This is a genomic window from Clostridium algidicarnis DSM 15099 (genome assembly GCF_002934235.1).
Taxonomy (GTDB): domain Bacteria; phylum Bacillota; class Clostridia; order Clostridiales; family Clostridiaceae; genus Clostridium_L; species Clostridium_L algidicarnis.
The window spans coordinates 21,936-42,848 of the sequence record NZ_PTIS01000010.1 but is presented as its reverse complement, the minus strand read 5'-3'; the positions used below and the strand labels follow the sequence as shown (position 1 = coordinate 42,848).

The following is a 20,913-nucleotide window of genomic DNA, read 5'->3' as shown; positions in this document are numbered from 1 at the left end:
AGCAAGACACTAGAGATAATAGGACATTGAACCTTAACATGGGATGTATTTAAATTGATGGAGAAGATGTAGTTGATGTATGGGATATAGATTGAACCTTAACATGGGATGTATTTAAATAAGTATCTACACTTATACCTGTCTTTTGGCCTTCATATTGAACCTTAACATGGGATGTATTTAAATATATAAATTTAGATAATGGTAGTTTTAGGATCGGTGATTGAACCTTAACATGGGATGTATTTAAATTCTTTATAGTCCACATACTCTCTTTCCATAAGCATTATTGAACCTTAACATGGGATGTATTTAAATGAAGTTTTAAGGCAAAACACAGGCTTGAGCGAATACATTGAACCTTAACATGGGATGTATTTAAATCTGTTTGCGCATATATCAATATGGTATTCTTTAACATTGAACCTTAACATGGGATGTATTTAAATACGTTTCTAGTTCCTTCTCTTGTAAGTGGCGCCATCATTGAACCTTAACATGGGATGTATTTAAATAAGAAAAGTATTTAAAAGAACTGGAGGAAAAATAAAAATTGAACCTTAACATGGGATGTATTTAAATCAAGTATCGAGCAAGCTAAAACCTTTGAAGAAAGATTGAACCTTAACATGGGATGTATTTAAATTTATTATCTATTTCTAACTGCCTACTCCTATCTAAAAATTGAACCTTAACATGGGATGTATTTAAATATTTAATTACACTTACCATCTATATTACAACTCTTAATTGAACCTTAACATGGGATGTATTTAAATTTGTTGATAATTCGTTCATATTCAATACTGTAAACCATTGAACCTTAACATGGGATGTATTTAAATTGTGGCAGCTTTCACACAATCCTATAGCGTTGTCTAATTGAACCTTAACATGGGATGTATTTAAATTATTGTATCCATCCATCTTTATTGCCGTATTTTAAATTGAACCTTAACATGGGATGTATTTAAATTTATCAAGCCTACATATAAAAGGCAACATACCATTAATTGAACCTTAACATGGGATGTATTTAAATAATGCTGCTATGTATTCTTTCCTTTTTTTAGTATATATTGAACCTTAACATGGGATGTATTTAAATTGATTTGGAATTTTTGATTATCATTTAAATCATCTTATTGAACCTTAACATGGGATGTATTTAAATATACTAGGATCATACGAAATATCAATTTCCTTATCATTGAACCTTAACATGGGATGTATTTAAATAAAAGCAAATGCAGTTGAAATTGAAACTTTAAAAGAATTGAACCTTAACATGGGATGTATTTAAATTGTTTAATCTCTACTCTGTATATCCGCCCATTAATAAATATTGAACCTTAACATGGGATGTATTTAAATGGCTTAATCCCATAGGTTAGTTCTTTGTTTTTATTAATTGAACCTTAACATGGGATGTATTTAAATCTTGTAATTAATCCACCTGTTGGTTACTCCCTTTATGATTGAACCTTAACATGGGATGTATTTAAATAGTAAAGGATTAAAACAATCAGAACTAATAAAAAATTGAACCTTAACATGGGATGTATTTAAATAAAAAAGTTTAAATTTAAAATAAAAAATATAAAATAATTGAACCTTAACATGGGATGTATTTAAATCCTTTAGAATCTTTAAACCTAAGATTTGCGTCAGTAGATTGAACCTTAACATGGGATGTATTTAAATATTTGAAGAATTAAGAATGCTTATGGAAAGGGAGTAATTGAACCTTAACATGGGATGTATTTAAATTTTTCAAAACATTCCTGTACATATTTAACCAACTGGATTGAACCTTAACATGGGATGTATTTAAATCTAGCATTTCTTGCAAATTCTCCTATCTTTTCTATCATTGAACCTTAACATGGGATGTATTTAAATTGTGCGAGGCTCTTCGCTCTTGTCTAAAATCCTCCCGATTGAACCTTAACATGGGATGTATTTAAATAAAGAGGGTTAAAAAGCAACCTCCCAATATTATTATTGAACCTTAACATGGGATGTATTTAAATTTATCTACTGCTATAGAAAATATAACACTTCCATAGATTGAACCTTAACATGGGATGTATTTAAATGAATTAAAAGGAGTCAATGGAATTTTAGAACTTTATGATTGAACCTTAACATGGGATGTATTTAAATAATAAGAAGGTGGGGAAATACTATCCGATTCACCTTATTGAACCTTAACATGGGATGTATTTAAATCACGCTCTGCTTAATTGGCTTAATGCTATTACACATAATTGAACCTTAACATGGGATGTATTTAAATTTATTTCTACTTTTTCCCCTCTTGCTATTTCTTCCAATTGAACCTTAACATGGGATGTATTTAAATTTGTTGATAATTCGTTCATATTCAATACTGTAAACCATTGAACCTTAACATGGGATGTATTTAAATTGTGGCAGCTTTCACACAATCCTATAGCGTTGTCTAATTGAACCTTAACATGGGATGTATTTAAATTATTGTATCCATCCATCTTTATTGCCGTATTTTAAATTGAACCTTAACATGGGATGTATTTAAATTTATCAAGCCTACATATAAAAGGCAACATACCATTAATTGAACCTTAACATGGGATGTATTTAAATAATGCTGCTATGTATTCTTTCCTTTTTTTAGTATATATTGAACCTTAACATGGGATGTATTTAAATTGATTTGGAATTTTTGATTATCATTTAAATCATCTTATTGAACCTTAACATGGGATGTATTTAAATTTCTTTTAAGTCCTGCTTGGAATAATTCTTCTTTTAATTGAACCTTAACATGGGATGTATTTAAATTTTATATTATCAACTCTTTCATTTGTATCGTTAATTATTGAACCTTAACATGGGATGTATTTAAATTACAGGGAAAACATATAATTTTCTAATACAAATGATTGAACCTTAACATGGGATGTATTTAAATAAAGTAGGGTAGTAATCACCTCTAGGTTTACTATAATTGAACCTTAACATGGGATGTATTTAAATTTCTTTTAATCTTTGCTTTTTCTCTTTCTAGTTTTTATTGAACCTTAACATGGGATGTATTTAAATAATACCAATTTATTCCTTTTCATTTTAATCTACCACATTGAACCTTAACATGGGATGTATTTAAATATACTTCATTTCCATTTTTACCCACTTATATTTATATTGAACCTTAACATGGGATGTATTTAAATTTATTAATCTACCACCTTATTAATTTATTAGCTTTATATTGAACCTTAACATGGGATGTATTTAAATATTATTAGATACTAATTAATATACATTGTTTATATATTGAACCTTAACATGGGATGTATTTAAATTACGCTATGTAATCTATTTTTTCCCTACGCTTTGTAATTGAACCTTAACATGGGATGTATTTAAATACAAAGCTTTGAAATGGTGATTGAGCCAGTTGGAAATTGAACCTTAACATGGGATGTATTTAAATTAAATCAAAGGAAATGCTTAAGTCATTAGACAGTGATTGAACCTTAACATGGGATGTATTTAAATGCGAAATTGTTATGTGCTCCACTGTTTCCTTTAGCAGATTGAACCTTAACATGGGATGTATTTAAATAACTAAAGTATCTCAATTAGGTATGCCAAGTTTTGATTGAACCTTAACATGGGATGTATTTAAATTATGTTCCACTAATGGCATTATTTCTAATTTCTTTATATTGAACCTTAACATGGGATGTATTTAAATACTTCTTTATAATGTTCTATTTTAACAACCACATAATTGAACCTTAACATGGGATGTATTTAAATCTTCTTTGAAATTCATTTTGGGTTTTAACCAAACAAATTGAACCTTAACATGGGATGTATTTAAATGATCCTGGTGATAGGTGTATTTTAGGCTTCACATATATTGAACCTTAACATGGGATGTATTTAAATGATCCTGGTGATAGGTGTATTTTAGGCTTCACATATAATTGAACCTTAACATGGGATGTATTTAAATTTTTTATTCATTTCTATTCCACCTTTTTTTATTTTAATTGAACCTTAACATGGGATGTATTTAAATTCTACTCCAATTATTTGTTTAAGCCTTAATAACTCGATTGAACCTTAACATGGGATGTATTTAAATTTGATCTATATGACAATATAAAAACTAGAGTAAAATTGAACCTTAACATGGGATGTATTTAAATCTATAGCTAATGCCCCAAGTATTTTCTCCAAAATTGATTGAACCTTAACATGGGATGTATTTAAATTCTCCTAGTATAGCACCCACCACAGCTTTAGCATAAGATTGAACCTTAACATGGGATGTATTTAAATTTATTAATCTACCTACCTTTATTCTTTATTAGCTTATTGAACCTTAACATGGGATGTATTTAAATTTAATATAGCTTTGTCAAGTATTATTTAATAAATAATTGAACCTTAACATGGGATGTATTTAAATACAGAATCGATGCACCTTGTAACCCTTGGTATCACATTGAACCTTAACATGGGATGTATTTAAATTCTATCGTAGGTTCTTCCGGATCTATAATCACGGATTGAACCTTAACATGGGATGTATTTAAATTCAATTAGAGACTAATAATATTGAAGCAATGCTAATTGAACCTTAACATGGGATGTATTTAAATATGTAATGGACATTATTAACTTGCCCTATACGGTGCATTGAACCTTAACATGGGATGTATTTAAATAACTTAATGGCCATTACAGATGCTGCAGTGCCAAATTGAACCTTAACATGGGATGTATTTAAATGAATCTTTTATGCTTACATTTAAGGTTAATCCTTTATTGAACCTTAACATGGGATGTATTTAAATGGGCTTAAGGGAGATAAAGGCGATACTGGAGCTAAATTGAACCTTAACATGGGATGTATTTAAATTGGATTGATGTTTTAATGATTCAATCAAAGCTATTTATTGAACCTTAACATGGGATGTATTTAAATCCAAATACAACTGTATAGCCTTTTTTCGGTTTACATTGAACCTTAACATGGGATGTATTTAAATTCCAAAATGTTATTTAGTTTTTCTGTAGCATTTTATTGAACCTTAACATGGGATGTATTTAAATTCTATTGTCCATTCTTTTTCTATGCAGCTACAACTTAATTGAACCTTAACATGGGATGTATTTAAATGGGGTTCTTGTGGTCCGACTTAATTTTTCAACTAGATTGAACCTTAACATGGGATGTATTTAAATTATACTGTATTTTTATTAGTCTTTAAAATTGAAGATTGAACCTTAACATGGGATGTATTTAAATGTAGACATATAAGTTGTTGTGGGTTCAAATTGGATAATTGAACCTTAACATGGGATGTATTTAAATTTAATTTTATAATAAGGTTTATTATCCATTTATAATTGAACCTTAACATGGGATGTATTTAAATTTTGTTTTTTACTAAAGTTTATAAAGTACCTGCATATATTGAACCTTAACATGGGATGTATTTAAATTCTGTCAAAAATCAAAGTTAGATGATTGGTGTGAGCATTGAACCTTAACATGGGATGTATTTAAATTCATCTGTTCTTATACAAGAAAAAAATCCTCCTGCATTGAACCTTAACATGGGATGTATTTAAATGTATGAAGATTATAAAAGCATACAGGTCTTTAAAAATTGAACCTTAACATGGGATGTATTTAAATAATAAAGCTGGTTGAGGTTATTTATGATTCTAACAATTGAACCTTAACATGGGATGTATTTAAATAACTTGTCCACCTTATTATTACCAAACTTCTCTGGAATTGAACCTTAACATGGGATGTATTTAAATCCTGACATTTATAAATCCTACGAATAAAAAGCTGAATTGAACCTTAACATGGGATGTATTTAAATTAAGTACTTTAGGTGCCAGCATTCTCACTCCTAGTTATTGAACCTTAACATGGGATGTATTTAAATCATATATGTACAATCCTTTTATTGTACATATAAACCATTGAACCTTAACATGGGATGTATTTAAATCTTTCCAATGTTAAGCAAAAGTATGGTTACAAATGATTGAACCTTAACATGGGATGTATTTAAATGTCCATGTGCCATTTATTTTATATTTGCATTTATATATTGAACCTTAACATGGGATGTATTTAAATAGCCTAATTTATTAACATGTGCTAAAACTCTGGATTATTGAACCTTAACATGGGATGTATTTAAATCTAGCGTGCATCGGATAAGGCTGAACATTTATAAGATTGAACCTTAACATGGGATGTATTTAAATCTTCCAATAACCTTTAACAACCCATTTTTAACAGCAATTGAACCTTAACATGGGATGTATTTAAATTACAAGGCGAAATCATCATCCGGGTTCCCAATCTATATTGAACCTTAACATGGGATGTATTTAAATCAGAGTACCCTAAATTGCTTGCTCAAGCGAACAAATATTGAACCTTAACATGGGATGTATTTAAATCAAGTACCAGAAGGTACTATATCAAAGGATACTGCATTGAACCTTAACATGGGATGTATTTAAATACATCATGACCAAGTATTTTAGCAGCAGTCTTAAATTGAACCTTAACATGGGATGTATTTAAATAAGTAAAGCTTTGGAAGATACCAAAGATTTTAATAAATTGAACCTTAACATGGGATGTATTTAAATGCAAGTAATATCGTGGTGGGCTCGTGTGTATCAGTATTGAACCTTAACATGGGATGTATTTAAATTTTCTATGTTAGGAAAGATGGGTCAGTATATAGAGGATTGAACCTTAACATGGGATGTATTTAAATTAGCTGTATCTTTTCTTAATCATTTCACCTAGTAAATTGAACCTTAACATGGGATGTATTTAAATAATCAATTTACACCTGTATAATTTACTTTTTCATAAATTGAACCTTAACATGGGATGTATTTAAATACAAACTCACAAGTTCCATGTATATTTTCACAAAAATTGAACCTTAACATGGGATGTATTTAAATGCGTCCATACCTAATTGTTTGCATATTTCATAATCCATTGAACCTTAACATGGGATGTATTTAAATTTTCTAGTAGATCCTTATATTCTTTACCTAATAAATTGAACCTTAACATGGGATGTATTTAAATCACATCTTGAATCTATCACAACATGGATTCCCAAAATTGAACCTTAACATGGGATGTATTTAAATTCAGGGTAAGGTGATCTATTATTAATACGTCTAAACATTGAACCTTAACATGGGATGTATTTAAATTTGTCTTTTCTACACTTAAGGTAATCAGTCTTTTCATTGAACCTTAACATGGGATGTATTTAAATGCATCTAAACCCATATCAGTCACCCATGATTTAGGATTGAACCTTAACATGGGATGTATTTAAATTAAGATATGATCCAATCCATTGAATTTATATTTAATTGAACCTTAACATGGGATGTATTTAAATTGTAGTTTTCTTCTCCATTCCTCCATGGTAAAACCTATTGAACCTTAACATGGGATGTATTTAAATGTGGCATTTATGGAGCAGTTTTTTAATTCTTCATCATTGAACCTTAACATGGGATGTATTTAAATATTTTAGAAGCTAGTGTAAAAAGATTTATAGTAACAATTGAACCTTAACATGGGATGTATTTAAATTCCCTGGCTGTATACAGGTCTTCTTCTGTAATGTTATTGAACCTTAACATGGGATGTATTTAAATTTGTTTACTATAAAAGTGCCTATGATCGCCTGTTCATTGAACCTTAACATGGGATGTATTTAAATCCAAAGTTATTAGGACTTTGAGAAGCTTGACCACTATTGAACCTTAACATGGGATGTATTTAAATTTTCTATGTTAGGAAAGATGGGTCAGTATATAGAATTGAACCTTAACATGGGATGTATTTAAATTAAGTACATTACACTTAATACCAGGTACGTGCACCCTATTGAACCTTAACATGGGATGTATTTAAATTAAGTACATTACACTTAATACCAGGTACGTGCACCCTATTGAACCTTAACATGGGATGTATTTAAATTAAGTACATTACACTTAATACCAGGTACGTGCACCCTATTGAACCTTAACATGGGATGTATTTAAATTAAGTACATTACACTTAATACCAGGTACGTGCACCCTATTGAACCTTAACATGGGATGTATTTAAATCACCAAGGAGGTGAAAAATAGTGGATAATACTAAATTGAACCTTAACATGGGATGTATTTAAATATAAGAAAGGGATGGGGTAATGGAAATTAATTTTCCATTGAACCTTAACATGGGATGTATTTAAATAACATTTATTCAATATATCCATATTTCACATCTGAATTGAACCTTAACATGGGATGTATTTAAATATTTCACCTCGCTTATTAATTCTTCAAGTTCATTAGTATTGAACCTTAACATGGGATGTATTTAAATAAAGGAACGTCAACATAATTTAGATTTATTTGAAGATTGAACCTTAACATGGGATGTATTTAAATAAATAAGGAGGTGAGTAATATAAGCGCAGATTTAGATTGAACCTTAACATGGGATGTATTTAAATGCATCACACAGTTCAATCTTAGTTGGGGAATTAGATTGAACCTTAACATGGGATGTATTTAAATCAAACAAGACCTATCGGCATTGGCGGTATTTTAGATTGAACCTTAACATGGGATGTATTTAAATTATGGATTATTAATATTGCCACTATGGTCCACTTCTTATTGAACCTTAACATGGGATGTATTTAAATAATAGATGGTGGTCCAATGACAAGTGATTCTTTTAATTGAACCTTAACATGGGATGTATTTAAATCAATTTATTTCTCCTGCAGTACAACAATTATCCCAATTGAACCTTAACATGGGATGTATTTAAATTGTAAGGATACTCATAAGTTTTAAGCTCGATTTCTGATTGAACCTTAACATGGGATGTATTTAAATAATTCTAAAACTCGAACATGAAACCGAACCATTGTTATTGAACCTTAACATGGGATGTATTTAAATCAGAAAAAGCTACTAAAAGAAAATAAGATAACAAAATTGAACCTTAACATGGGATGTATTTAAATAGCACAGAGCAGTTCAATATAATGCTTCAGTCCAGCATTGAACCTTAACATGGGATGTATTTAAATAGCGAGTAGAACTTATGAATAGTTAGAGGTGAACTATATTGAACCTTAACATGGGATGTATTTAAATCCATCATAATCTATTTTTAAAAAACTTTTAGTTTCTATTGAACCTTAACATGGGATGTATTTAAATTTGACTTGTAAATGTCCATCACATGAGATTCCTTAAATTGAACCTTAACATGGGATGTATTTAAATTGTTTTCTTTGGCTCCCAAATCCTTCAGTTTATTCTATTCAATCTTTTAAAGTCCACTTAAAAGTGATTCCCCTTGATAGGTAACCCCTTCCGCCGCAACAACCTATCTTGAATTTATCCGCTCTTATTACCCAGTGTAAAAGAAATTAATAAATTAATTAATTATTAGTAATAATTTTTCCTCTTATTGCACATAATATTAATCGTAAAGCTTAACTTAACTACTAAATTAAATATAGGAGGTCTACTTATATGAAAGAAAAGTCCTATGCCTTTAAAAATGAAAGGGGGGAGCTTATAAATTACATTGTTAAAGAGTATCTTTCGGTTAATAGCAGTGACTATGTAATTATGTCACCTGAAAATAAAGCTACACAGCTGGAAGTTTATAAGTTTAATCTTGAAGATGGTAATGAGTACTTAGATGCTGTTAAAAACCAAGGGGAGCTTAATTTAATAAAAGCTTCTGCAAAGACTATTTAATTTAAGCTTTACATAAGCTTTACGTACCTTTATTTGCCTTTAAATGAATTTCAACAAAATATTTGCTTTGTGATTAGGTTGTAAAATTTGCTTTGTAACCAAAATAAAATATTTGCTTTGTAATTAGATGTGCAATCTGCTTTGTAACTAATAAAAGAGAAACTATAGCATATATACATATACTACAGTTTCTCTTTTATTTAATATGGTATTATCTTATAGCGTTTCTTGAATATAATATAAATTTAGATCGGTCTAAGGGGTCTACCCCTATTCGTTCTCTCTTTTCTCCAAGCTCTAGTGGTACAGGCTTGTAGCTTGAAAGTTCAGTGCTTATTACACCTTTGCCACTAGATATTATTCCAAGCCTTATAGGGTAATCTAAAGAAGTTGCTGCTGGCATTTCTCCCTGTACAGTAAAGTTTCCATTAGATATCATTGGGGCTTCAAAGGTTCCTCTCATATTTATAATGTCTCCTAAAACCTTTCCTCCAATGTCTTCTGGTACAGAAATTCTAAACTTAATTATGGGTTCTAATAAAGTAGTTCCTATATTTTTTAATCCATTCATTATCCCTATGGTGGTGGCAATAATAAAATCACCTGGATTACTATGCATCACATGATCCTCACCTGTAAGTAATGTTACCTTAAGGTCTGTAACCTCCCAGCCATAAAGGCCTTGACTTAAAGCTATTGGCAACTGGTACTCTATTTCTCTTTGATATCTAAGCTTTATAGCATCCGTTCTAACCTGTGATTCATAAACTAGTCCTGAACCCCTTTCTAAAGGTTCTATAAAGAACTTAACTACAGCCCAGCAAGGTTTTGGCATTGTATAAGCTTCAAATCCTACAGAATTTCCTAGAGGTGTTTCTTTATATATTATAGAAGGCTTTCCAAAAGAGATTTCTATATCAAATCTGTTTTTTAATATGTTTTCTAAAATCTCTAATTGAATCATACCCATTATTTGAATATGAAGCTCATTTTTTTCTTTTAGCCACTGTACATTAAGAAGTGGATCCTCTTCTTCAAGTTCATTAAAGGCTTCAACTAGTCTTATATAATCTTCCTTTTTCTTTGGAAATGCTTGAAGTGTTAAAATAGGTTTTGCTATACTTAAAACTTTAGGAACCTTTTTAGGATCACCTAAAACATCTCCTATACTAGCCTTTGATAAGCCAGAAACGCAAGCTATTTCTCCCGAGGAAACATATCCATAATCTATTTCCTTTTGACCTTTAAGTTTTTTGATTTGCGTTACCTTCTCTTCTATAGCCTTGGTGTGGTTATACACTAAATCTCGACTTTTTATTTCTCCACTATATAATCTTATGTAGGCGAGCTTTCCAAGAGTCTTATGCCTTTTTATTTTAAATACTATAGCAGAAAGTTCTTCATCACTAAAATCATTTTTAATAGGAATAATTTCAGCTAAGAAATCTAAAAGTTCACTAACTCCCATATCTTTTATTGCAGATCCATATAAAAGAGGATAAATGCTACAATTATTAGTTAAATTAATAAGGCTTTCTTTTATAAGTTCAAAGCTAACATCTTCCCCTTCTAAGTATTTGTTTAATAATAATTCATCAGCGTCAGCTAATGCTTCTAATAATTTATCTTCATATTTACCTTTTTCACTAGTATTTACATTGTTTTCTGCATTATCATTTATATTAATTTTGTCATTACTATCTACATTATCTACATTATTTTCCTTAAATAATAGTTGTACCTTTGGACTTACTGTGCCTTCTTTACTAATGTCTTCTATTGATATAAAAGAGTCCGTCAAAAGACTACTTATGTCTTCCAAAACTCTTTTTATATTAGCTCCCACCCTGTCAATTTTATTTATAAATATTATAGTAGGAATTCCAATGGTCTTTAGTGCCTTAAAATAAACTTCTGTCTGAGGTTGAACTCCTTCCACTGCTGAAATAACAATAACTGCCGCATCTAATATACTAAGTGTCCTCTCAACTTCTCCTGAAAAGTCCACATGACCTGGGGTATCTATTATATTTATCTCTTTACCCTTCCATAAAAGATTTGCTTCAGAAGACTTAACAGAAATACCCCTTTCTTGTTCTACCTCTAAACTATCCGTATGAGCGGTGCCTGTATCAACACTTCCAAGACTTCTTATAACTCCACTTTTGTATAAAATATGCTCTGTTAAAGTAGTTTTACCTGCATCAACATGAGCTAATATGCCTATATTACTAACACCCCTACCTCTTTCCATATACACTGTCCTTTCACCTTTTAACTATAACTTTATTATACAGCCTTTGTTCTTTAATGACTATCTTACAAAATAGAAAAAGGCTACCATTTCGGTAGCCTTTTTCCCTTTTAACTTTATCTTAATTCTATCTTTGAAGATTCCTTTTCTACAACTTCAGCTGAGTCTTTAAACATTAATGGACCACCCTTAGATGTTATTACACCCTTAGATATAATGCTATCCATTAATGTTACAATATCATCCTTAGATAAATCTTGTTTTGCATATTCCACTCTTAAATTTACCTTAGTTCCTGATTTATTTATAAAAGTCATTGTAACTATTTTATTGTTATCCATATTTACACCCCTTTTCTAAAGATTTTTAATTTTTCTTTTATACTGCTTGTCCGCCATGCTCCACTACATTGAAATTCTAAGTTTTAGATATATTTAAGCTACTATCTAAAACCAAGGTTACTATTTACTAAGATTCTTTGATATTTTCTTGGTATTCTCTAAATAAACCACTTATAGGTTTGTTTAGAACTTTATTAAAGTCTCTTGATAGGTCTAATATTTCCTCTTCTGTAGCTCCGTCTTTTATGCTAGATAGTTTATAGCTCTTTATAACCTCTTTACCCTTCTCGTCCATAACCCCTGTTCCATACTTCATTACTATAGCGTCTTTAACTAAGTTTTTTGTTACTGCCATATTAATCAACTCCTTTCATACATTAAGTATGCCGTTACATAAAAAGTTACCCTTATTTTTACTATATATTTAAAAAACTTTAATATTTGTTTTTAAAAGCTCTTCTATCTCTCTATTTGCTTATCCAATAGATAGGTTATGAAGGATTTACATTATCTATTGGAGTGTTATGAATGTAGGATGTTATAATCTCTATGGAAATACAAAATAAATTTTAAATAACTTATAATTATTTATTAGGAGGTTTTTTCATGAAAGCAAAAAAGATGCTTGCAGTTATAATGGCAGCTTCAATGATTCTAGCTACTGCTTGTGGTACTAAAAAAGATGGTGATTTAAACACTCCAGCGGATAAAACCATAAAAGATGGTGGAACTATTATATTCCAAGCTGGTGGTGATCCAAATGTCTTAAACCCATTGTATGGGAATGACAGAGTTACTATGACAATTAACAATGCATTGTTTTCTCCTTTATTTGTAATGAATGGCGATAAAACTGACTTTTATCTTGCAGAAAGCTTTGAAAGTTCAAGTGACTTTTTAACATATACATTAAAGCTTAAAAAAGATCTTAAGTGGCATGATGGAAAGCCCTTAACTTCAGATGATATGATATTTACTCTAGATAAGATATTAGATAAAGATGAAAATAGTTTACTTAGAGATTATTTAGTTGTTAATGATAAACCTATTGAGTATAAAAAGATTGATGATACCACAGTGGAGTTTAAGCTACCAGAAGTCACTGCAACTTTTAAGTCCTCTATAGCTAGACTTACACCAATCCCTAAACACATATTCGAGGGTGAAGAAAATATAGCTAAGAGCACAAAAAATGATAACCCTATAGGGTCTGGTCCTTATAAGTATAAGGAATCTACTAAAGGAGAAAGTGTAACTTTAGTTAGAAATGAAGATTATTTTAGAGGAAAGCCTCATCTTGAAACTGTAGTTTATAGAATTATACCTGATGCTAATGCTGCAAATTCAGCTTTAACTACAGGCGAAATATCTGCTAAATACATATCCGCTAAAGATGTAGACAAGTTCAAAGACAAGCTTAATGTAATAACCTTTAGTGAAAATATGTTAAATAACATGGTTATAAATCAAAATAACGATGCTTTAAAGATGAAAGAAGTAAGACAAGCTATTGCTTATGCCTTAAATAAAGAAGAATTGATAAAGGGTGCCTATACTTCTACAGAATATGGTGACAAAGCTAATACTGTATTTACCCCTGGTACCTTGTATCATGATAATGACAATATAGAAAAGTATGATTTTAACATAGAAAAATCTAAAGAGCTTTTAAGCAAGGCAGGAATCACTTCCTTAGATTTAAAATTAGCTTATACTAATGGAAGTAAAGAACAAGAAGCTCAATCTTTAATAGTTCAACAACGTCTTAAAGATGTTGGAATAAATGTAGAGCTTATGGGTATGGAGAGAAATGCCTTTATACAAAAGCTGGTAGATGCTAAGAATAATAAGGACTTTGATTTAGGATTCAATGGTTTTGTAATGGGTGTTGACCCAGATGGCTATAAGCCCCTATTTCTAACCGGAAACCCTAATAACTTTATGAATTACAGTAATAAAGATCTTGATATACTATGGGAAAAAGGTGCAGTTGAAACCGATGATACTAAGAGAGGTGAAATTTATAAAGAGATTCAAAAGACCATTGCTGATGATATGTCTTTATATCCAATTGTATTCCCTAAATCCATAGTAGCTATTGATAATAAATTTGGTGGAGTAGAAGAAGCTGAGCCAGCTCCAATATTTATGTTTAGAGACTTATCTAAACTTTATGAAAAATAATTAATTTAGTGTATATATTAGAGGGAAACCATAGTGGCTTCCCTTTAATTTTCTTTAGGTATCTTAAAAAAACTTAATATTCTAGTCTACTTTTTGAGATATCTTATATTAAACTTTAAACCTCGGAGGTGAAAAAATTGGCACGTTATATATTTAAAAGAACACTTCAAGCTATTCCAATGTTAATATTTATATCCATATTATCCTTTCTTCTTATTAAAATGGCTCCAGGGGATCCTGTTAGATCCTATGTTACCCCGAATATGAGTGCAGAAGATGTGGAGAGGGTAAGGGTAAATTTAGGTCTTGATAAGCCTGTTCCTATGCAATATGTAGCCTGGTTAAAAAATGTTTTAAAAGGTGACTTTGGATACTCTCTTATAAACTATAGGCCTGTATCTCATCAAATAAAAGAAAGGATACCCGCAACCTTACTTCTTATGGGTACCTCTTTAATAACAGCTATAATCTTTGGAATAATTTTTGGTTTAATTGCTGCTTATAATAAAAATAAGTGGATAGATAATATTATATCTATAATTAGTTACATAGGTATTTCTATCCCTTCCTTTTGGTTTGCCATGATACTTATAGTTATATTCTCACAAAAGCTTAGGCTACTACCTAGTGTTGGTATGCATACCATAGGGATAAATTCTATTTTAGATGTAATTAAACATACTATAATGCCAGCTACAGTTTTAAGCTTTCAAAACTTTGCAGTTATAACAAGATATATAAGAAGTAAGGCAATAACTGAAATGAAAGAAGACTATGTAAGAACTGCTATAGGAAAAGGTGTCAGCTCTAGAAAAGTTTTTGGTACCCATATTTTAAAAAATACTCTTTTACCTATAATAACTATTATAGGAATGTCCTTACCTAACCTTATTGCAGGTGCCTTTATTACAGAAACAATTTTCGGCTGGCCAGGTATGGGTAGACTAGGGATAAATGCTATATTTAGCTTTGACTATCCTCTAATAATGGCTATAACCATGATATCAGCTTTAATGCTTATTTTGGGAAACCTTATAGCCGACATATTATACGGGGTAGTAGATCCTAGAATAAAGGCGGTGAATTAATATGGGTGATAGTTTTTTTCAAATGGTAAAAAAGGATTTCAAAAAAAGCAAATTATCTTTAGCTGCCATAGGTATACTTATAGTACTTCTTATAATTTGTATATTAGCATTTTTATCCCCCTATGATCCTAACGCTATTGATGTAAATAATAAACTTCAAGGTCCTAGCCTCCAGCATCTTTTTGGCACAGATGATATGGGGAGAGACTATTTTACAAGAGCTTTATATGGTGGTAGACTGTCCCTTTTTGTAGGATTTTTGTCCATGATTATATCTAGCACCATAGGAACTATAGTTGGAACCATAAGCGGATATGCTGGTGGCATTGTAGATACTCTTATAATGCGACTTATAGATATTTTAATGTCTATACCAAGTTTCTTTTTGATTCTTACCCTAAATGTATATTTTAAACCTGGTGTTAAAAACATAATAATTATTATAGCTCTATTTAGTTGGATGGGAATAGCTCGTATAATACGAAGCGAAACTTTATCTATAAAAGAAAGAGAGTATGTATTATATGCTAAGGCTCAAGGTATAAAACCATCTAGAATAATATTTAAGCACATAATACCAAATGTTTTCCCAAGTATAATAGTTGCTTCTTCTATAAATATAGCAAACTCTATACTTATGGAATCTTCTCTAAGCTTTTTAGGTCTTGGAGTTCAGCAGCCTAATTCTTCTTGGGGTAGTATGCTTCAAAGTGCTCAATCTTATATGCTAGACCAACCAGCACTTGCAATCTTTCCTGGTCTTTTAATACTGTTTACAGTATTAAGCTTTAATATAATAGGTGATACTTTAAGATTAACCTTTGAACCAAAGGCTAAATAGTTATTTTAGTATAATAATTTACCTAGGCTTTTATCATTAATTAATGATAAAAGCCTTTTTTATTCCATATATATTCTTTAAACAAAGCTTTAAAAACGAACTTTGCTTTGATATTGTTATTTTTCAGATACCTTATTTTAAATATAGTGATATAATTATATGAATAAGTTAGTGAGGGGGTGCTTTATTTTTTGAGTAAATCTAAGACATTTAACACCAAAATTAAAGTACTAAGGACAGAAAAAAATATAACACAAGAGCAATTAGCTACATGTATAGGGGTTTCTAGAGGAACTATTTTAGAAATAGAAAGAGGAACCTTTAATCCATCATTAAAATTAGCCTTTAAAATAGCACAATATTTCAATGAGAAAATTGATGATATTTTTGAATTAGAAGGGTATCTTAATAGCGAGGATTAATTTCTTATTTACCACTGTTTACTACATATTTCAAAAGTATATCTTACATATAGTAAAAGGCGCTTAAGCCCTTTATTATTAACAAATAATTAACTTTAAGGTTATCCATATTAAAATCTTTTTAAGTTAAGATTTTTGTTATATCATGTATATAACAATGTTTATATATTCAAAGTTATCTTATTTAGCATTTTAGGCATAATAACAATAAGGAGGTAGTTTTTAATGAAAAAATTAATAAATGATCCTAATTTAGTTGTAGATGATATGCTTCAAGGAATGGTGGCAGCTCACCCTGAATACCTAAAGAAGTTAGATAATGCAAATGTACTTATAAGAAATGATTCTCCTATAAAAGGAAAGGTAGCCCTAGTTAGTGGCGGTGGCAGTGGTCATGAACCTGCACACGGTGGATATGTAGGAAAAGGCATGCTAAATGCTGCTGTAGCTGGATCTGTATTCACATCTCCAACACCTGATCAGATATTTGAAGCTATAAAGGCTGTTGATGGTGGTAAGGGTACCCTTCTTATAATTAAAAATTACACTGGAGATATTATGAACTTTGAAATGGCAAAGGAACTTGCAGATATGGAAGATATAAAAGTTGAAACAGTTGTTGTAGATGATGATGTAGCTGTAGAAAATAGTACCTATACTGCTGGAAGACGTGGTATCGCCGGAACAGTATTTGTTCACAAAATAGCAGGATCTAAGGCTGAAACTGGTGCATCCTTAGAAGAAGTTCAAAAGACTGCTAAAAAGGTAGTGCAAAATGTAAGAAGTATGGGTATGTCCTTAAGTTCTTGCATAGTACCAGCAGCTGGAAAGCCTAACTTTACATTAGCTGAAGATGAGGTAGAAATTGGTATGGGAATCCACGGTGAACCAGGTACTCATAGAGAAAAGATAAGCACTGCGGATGAAATAACCACACATTTAATGGATAAAATATTAAAAGATATGAGCTTAAATTCTAAAGATGAGGTAGCAGTTATGATAAACGGACTTGCTGCAACTCCTCATATGGAACTCTATATAGTAAACAAAAAGGTAAATGAAATATTAAAAGAAAAAGGTATAGTTATTCATAAAACTTTTGTTGGTGAATATATGACTTCTCTAGAAATGGCTGGTTTTTCTATAACACTATTAAAGCTAGACGAAGAATTAAAAGAACTTTTAGATGCACCTTCAGATACTCCAGCTTTTAAAGTTATTTAGTTACTTAAAACTACTTTAAGCCTTAAATCAAAATAAGGTTTAGTGAACTACCACCACCTAAGAGGATGGAAGAATTCTGCACAATTAGGTTAAAAACTTTAATAATTTATATGGAAAAGAGGTGTAGTCCTTGAGCTTAAAAGGTGTTGAAATTAAAGAATTATTAATTAAATTAAGTGAAGTTATGACTAAAAACAAAGAATATCTAACAGAATTAGATGCTACTATTGGAGATGGAGATCATGGATTAAATCTACACAAAGGCTTTACAGCAATGGTTGCTAAGATAAAAGATGATTCTGGAGATGATATAGGGGATATGCTTAAAAAGTCCGGCCTTGCCTTAGTGTCAAGTGTTGGAGGTGCTTCTGGCCCCTTGTATGGAACTGCTTTTATGAAGGCTTCGATGAATGTTCAAGGTAAATCCCAGGTTGATCTTAAGGACTTTTTACAAATGCTTCAAGCTGCTTTAGATGGTGTAAAATTAAGAGGAAAGGCTGAAATAGATGACAAGACCATGGTAGATGCTATTGAGCCTGCATTAAATCAACTAAGAGAATCCTTAGATAATGATGAGAGTGCAATAGATACCTTATTTAAAGTTAAAGAAGCTGCATATAAAGGTGCCAATCACACAATGGATATCATAGCTAAAAAAGGAAGAGCAAGCTACCTTGGTGATAGAAGCCTTGGACATAAAGATCCTGGTGCTGTATCTAGTGCCCTTATATTTGAAACAATCTATGACTTTGTTAAATCAAAAGGTTAAAATTAATATAATATATATTAACTTTTAGATAGTAGGTAATTTACAAAGGAGGTGCTAAGATTGGTAGGACTAGTTATAATATCTCACAGTAATGAGATTGCAGAAGGTACTAAAAAGTTAGCCCATGAAATGGCAAAGGAAGTACCAATAGCAGCTGCAGGTGGTACTGAAGATGGCCGAATAGGATCAGATATAAATAAGATCTTAGATGCTATAAATGAAGTATATTCTGATGAAGGTGTTTTAATTTTATTTGACCTTGGTAGTGCATTTATGAATGCAGAAATGGCTATTGAAATGCTAGATGATACTATGAAAGCTAATGTAGAGATACTAGATGTTGCTCTAGTTGAAGGAGCTATTACAGCTGCAGTAGAAAGTAGCATGGATAAAAATAGATCTGAAATAAAAGAAGCATTAAAAGGTTTATCTCTAGGTAAAATATCATAATTTTTTAAAATAGCCCTCTATTGAATTCAATAGAGGGCTATTTTTTTATATCTTTTATATAATAATAGTAATACTAAAAGACTAATATAATATCATGAATCTATAGGTTAGAGGTCCACAGACTTGTAACCTTTTTAATAAGCACCCTTTGAGATTTCAGTTCTTAGTCTCTTAGTTGGAAGAACAGCTAAAATTATCATAGCTATTATAGCTTCTGGTAATAAATAAGTTCCATTGTATAATATAGAATAAACTAAAGCATTTTGTTCTCCTGCATAGGAAGAGAAAAATATTACACCAGATGCAATGTGGCATAAAAATCTTAATGCTATAGCAACCAGTGCTCCAATAGATATATTATTTTTAAAATATCCTGCTACACCTAATACACCAAAGGCTAGTACATAATCAAGTAAAAGTTGCATTGGATGTACTACATAAGCACCTAGAAGCAAATCCATAACTCCAAATAACATTCCTGTAAGATAACCTACTCTAGGTCCATAAACATAGGCTATAAATATAATAGGTATCATGCTTCCAAGGGTTACAGATCCTCCCATTGGCATTTGCATTATTCTAAACATCTTAAGTACAATAGCAAGCGCTATGGCAATTCCTACATGAATTATAGTCCTTGTGGTAAGCTTTACCTTACTTATATATACAAAGACTATAGCTATTGCTAAAACTACTAGTAAAGTTAAGTATATCATAGGATTTGAGAAGACTTCCTTTAAAGACTCTCCAGCCTTTGGAGCTTTGAATTTAAAATTAAACCAATCCATTTATTAATCCCCCTTTAAATTTTTCAAAAAAAATAGACACTGTAGAAAAACAGTGTCTTAATAACATTATCCGCTTTCCTACGCTGGAATTACCCAGTTCAGGTACAAGGGTCAGGAAAAAATTCCAATCTCAGCTTTAAAGCACCCCTAGCCTATATATTCTTTTGATTTCATTATACTATGTTTATCTTACTTATATCAATAGCTTATTTGAAGTTTAGGATAATTCTCACTTTAATTAATTATTTCTTCCACAAAAAAATAGAAGTTAGATATCATAATTCATAATGAATTAAAATCTAACTTCTATTTCTAATAAATGTTTCTTTCAATAGTACTCTCCTTAAACTGTATTTCCCTTGGTGTATCTAAGTTAGCCTAGTTTAAAAACTATTATAACTTACAAATATGCTAGGGTAAGCTAAATGTATACTCATCTATCTCTTAAATAATTGGTAAAATGGTCTTCATCTACTGCTAAAGGCAGCAACTCTCCAATTTTAAGAAAACTCGTTCTAATTTTTACGTATAAAAGATTAACTTTTAACTGAAAATTTTAGTTTAGTAGTTTAGTCTTAACTCTCTTGTGTACTCTCCCCACGCTTTCAATATTATTACTTCTAATTTGGGGGTACTACTTTCGTTGTTTAAAGATCTTGCTATATAATAAGAAATATTTCTTATGTTTATATTTTTA

12 protein-coding genes, 1 CRISPR repeat array and 1 riboswitch (1 of these 14 cut by a window edge) are annotated in these 20,913 nt (G+C 30.5%); of the genes, 8 read left to right on the top strand and 4 right to left on the bottom strand.

From position 1 onward, the window contains the following. Window positions 1–9,372: a CRISPR direct-repeat array (repeat unit 30 nt; unit sequence ATTGAACCTTAACATGGGATGTATTTAAAT); it reaches 4,643 nt to the left of the window's first position. Window positions 9,373–9,624: 252 nt separating this feature from the next. Beyond that, a complete protein-coding gene (locus BD821_RS08110; RefSeq protein ID WP_104410041.1) occupies window positions 9,625–9,855 on the top strand; it encodes a hypothetical protein in 231 nt (76 codons plus the stop codon). A gap of 211 nt (window positions 9,856–10,066) precedes the next feature. On the opposite strand, the gene BD821_RS08105 is transcribed toward BD821_RS08110, so the two are convergent. From BD821_RS08105 to BD821_RS08095, 3 genes are all read right to left on the bottom strand, one after another. After that, window positions 10,067–12,109, bottom strand: coding sequence for a GTP-binding protein (locus BD821_RS08105; RefSeq protein ID WP_104410087.1), 2,043 nt, complete (start codon window positions 12,107–12,109; stop codon window positions 10,067–10,069). Window positions 12,110–12,225: 116 nt separating this feature from the next. Then, window positions 12,226–12,450 carry a DUF2922 domain-containing protein gene (locus BD821_RS08100; protein WP_104410040.1) on the bottom strand — a complete coding sequence of 75 codons (225 nt, stop codon included), beginning with the start codon at window positions 12,448–12,450 and terminating at the stop codon, window positions 12,226–12,228. Window positions 12,451–12,577: 127 nt separating this feature from the next. Further along, a complete protein-coding gene (locus BD821_RS08095; RefSeq protein WP_104410039.1) occupies window positions 12,578–12,805 on the bottom strand; it encodes a DUF1659 domain-containing protein in 228 nt (75 codons plus the stop codon). A gap of 251 nt (window positions 12,806–13,056) precedes the next feature. On the opposite strand from BD821_RS08095, the gene BD821_RS08090 reads away from it, so the two are divergent. From BD821_RS08090 to dhaM, 7 genes are all read left to right on the top strand, one after another. Beyond that, window positions 13,057–14,634, top strand: a complete 1,578-nt coding sequence (locus BD821_RS08090; RefSeq protein WP_104410038.1) for an ABC transporter substrate-binding protein — start codon at window positions 13,057–13,059, stop codon at window positions 14,632–14,634. Between the two features lie 137 nt (window positions 14,635–14,771). Then, window positions 14,772–15,722 carry an ABC transporter permease gene (locus BD821_RS08085; protein ID WP_104410037.1) on the top strand — a complete coding sequence of 317 codons (951 nt, stop codon included), beginning with the start codon at window positions 14,772–14,774 and terminating at the stop codon, window positions 15,720–15,722. A 1-nt stretch (window position 15,723) separates the two neighbouring features. After that, on the top strand, window positions 15,724–16,563 hold the full coding sequence (locus tag BD821_RS08080; RefSeq protein ID WP_104410036.1) for an ABC transporter permease: 840 nt from the start codon (window positions 15,724–15,726) through the stop codon (window positions 16,561–16,563). A gap of 191 nt (window positions 16,564–16,754) precedes the next feature. Beyond that, a complete protein-coding gene (locus BD821_RS08075) occupies window positions 16,755–16,985 on the top strand; it encodes a helix-turn-helix transcriptional regulator (protein WP_029451938.1) in 231 nt (76 codons plus the stop codon). A gap of 225 nt (window positions 16,986–17,210) precedes the next feature. Next, the gene (gene dhaK / locus BD821_RS08070) at window positions 17,211–18,209 is read left to right on the top strand and encodes a dihydroxyacetone kinase subunit DhaK (RefSeq protein WP_104410035.1); all 999 of its coding nucleotides are present in this window, start codon (window positions 17,211–17,213) and stop codon (window positions 18,207–18,209) included. Between the two features lie 130 nt (window positions 18,210–18,339). Beyond that, the gene (gene dhaL / locus BD821_RS08065) at window positions 18,340–18,978 is read left to right on the top strand and encodes a dihydroxyacetone kinase subunit DhaL (protein ID WP_104410034.1); all 639 of its coding nucleotides are present in this window, start codon (window positions 18,340–18,342) and stop codon (window positions 18,976–18,978) included. Between the two features lie 60 nt (window positions 18,979–19,038). Further along, window positions 19,039–19,428 carry a dihydroxyacetone kinase phosphoryl donor subunit DhaM gene (dhaM, locus tag BD821_RS08060; protein ID WP_104410033.1) on the top strand — a complete coding sequence of 130 codons (390 nt, stop codon included), beginning with the start codon at window positions 19,039–19,041 and terminating at the stop codon, window positions 19,426–19,428. Window positions 19,429–19,562: 134 nt separating this feature from the next. Here the strand turns inward: dhaM and thiT are convergent, their stop codons facing one another. After that, window positions 19,563–20,216 carry an energy-coupled thiamine transporter ThiT gene (gene thiT / locus BD821_RS08055; protein ID WP_104410032.1) on the bottom strand — a complete coding sequence of 218 codons (654 nt, stop codon included), beginning with the start codon at window positions 20,214–20,216 and terminating at the stop codon, window positions 19,563–19,565. A gap of 58 nt (window positions 20,217–20,274) precedes the next feature. After that, a riboswitch (TPP riboswitch) is annotated at window positions 20,275–20,375 on the bottom strand. Window positions 20,376–20,913: the final 538 nt, after the last annotated feature.

Bases quoted from the DNA above. Each gene is read 5' to 3' on its own strand.
- BD821_RS08095 (WP_104410039.1), bottom strand. From the start codon at position 12,805: ATGGCAGTAACAAAAAACTTAGTTAAAGACGCTATAGTAATGAAGTAT.
- BD821_RS08105 (WP_104410087.1), bottom strand. From the start codon at position 12,109: ATGGAAAGAGGTAGGGGTGTTAGTAATATAGGCATATTAGCTCATGTT.
- thiT (WP_104410032.1), bottom strand. From the start codon at position 20,216: ATGGATTGGTTTAATTTTAAATTCAAAGCTCCAAAGGCTGGAGAGTCT.
- BD821_RS08080 (WP_104410036.1), top strand. From the start codon at position 15,724: ATGGGTGATAGTTTTTTTCAAATGGTAAAAAAGGATTTCAAAAAAAGC.
- BD821_RS08090 (WP_104410038.1), top strand. From the start codon at position 13,057: ATGAAAGCAAAAAAGATGCTTGCAGTTATAATGGCAGCTTCAATGATT.
- dhaK (WP_104410035.1), top strand. From the start codon at position 17,211: ATGAAAAAATTAATAAATGATCCTAATTTAGTTGTAGATGATATGCTT.
- BD821_RS08100 (WP_104410040.1), bottom strand. From the start codon at position 12,450: ATGGATAACAATAAAATAGTTACAATGACTTTTATAAATAAATCAGGA.
- BD821_RS08110 (WP_104410041.1), top strand. From the start codon at position 9,625: ATGAAAGAAAAGTCCTATGCCTTTAAAAATGAAAGGGGGGAGCTTATA.